Source organism: Streptococcus suis (assembly GCF_002960445.1).
GTDB classification, from domain to species: domain Bacteria; phylum Bacillota; class Bacilli; order Lactobacillales; family Streptococcaceae; genus Streptococcus; species Streptococcus hyiners.
Window position 1 is genome coordinate 1 of the sequence record NZ_POJD01000192.1, and the last position, 340, is coordinate 340.

The window sequence follows — 340 nt, forward strand, 5'->3', positions numbered from 1 at the left end:
TCGGGAAAAACACCTACGGTATCGAGTATAAGGATGAAATTCTCATCGTCGATGCCGGTATCAAGTTCCCAGAAGATGACCTATTGGGTATCGACTACGTTATCCCAGACTACTCCTACATCGTTGAAAACCTAGACCGCGTTAAAGGTCTGGTTATTACCCACGGGCACGAAGACCACATCGGAGGCATTCCCTTCTTACTCAAGCAGGCCAATGTCCCAATCTATGCTGGACCTTTAGCCCTCGCCCTTATTCGAGGCAAATTGGAAGAACACGGTCTGCTCCGTGATGCGACTTTGCATGAAATCAATCATAATACAGAGTTGACCTTCAAGCACCT

The 340-nt window shown here is 47.4% G+C and carries 1 protein-coding gene; it reads left to right on the forward strand.

Annotation, left to right across the window (positions count from 1 at the left end):
- Positions 1-340 (forward strand): MBL fold metallo-hydrolase (locus C1G53_RS07715; RefSeq protein ID WP_153046676.1); only part of this gene is annotated, 340 nt, incomplete at both ends.